This is a genomic window from Planomonospora algeriensis (assembly GCF_977012225.1).
This window is the reverse complement of the sequence record NZ_CDRNDK010001109.1, coordinates 1-441: the sequence shown is the minus strand read 5'-3', so window position 1 is coordinate 441 and position 441 is coordinate 1. Positions and strand designations below refer to the sequence as shown.

Annotated in this window: 1 protein-coding gene; it reads left to right on the top strand. The window is 72.6% G+C overall.

Annotated features, from left to right (window positions below; translation table 11 throughout):
- A partial coding sequence (locus ACWJ6R_RS38045) for a methyl-accepting chemotaxis protein (RefSeq protein ID WP_449066810.1) occupies positions 1-441 on the top strand: 441 nt, incomplete at both ends.

Sequence of the window (441 nt, the reverse complement as noted above, 5' to 3'; positions counted from 1 at the left end):
TGGCGGCCAGCTCGACCGAGCTGTCGGGCGTCAGCGACCGGATCGCCGCCTCGGCGGACGAGGCCTCCACCCAGGCGGGCAACGTCGCCGCCGCCGCCGGGCAGGTCTCGCACAACGTGCAGACGGTCTCGGCCGGCAGCGAGGAGATGGGCGCCTCCATCCGGGAGATCGCGCACAACGCCAACGAGGGCGCCACCGTGGCCTCGCAGGCGGTCGCCGTGGCCACCTCCACCAACGAGACCGTCGCCAAGCTCGGCGCCTCGTCGGCGGAGATCGGCTCGGTGATCAAGACGATCACTTCGATCGCCGAGCAGACGAACCTGCTCGCGCTCAACGCCACCATCGAGGCCGCGCGCGCCGGCGACGCCGGCAAGGGGTTCGCGGTCGTGGCCGGGGAGGTCAAGGACCTGGCCCAGGAGACCGCCAAGGCGACCGAGGACA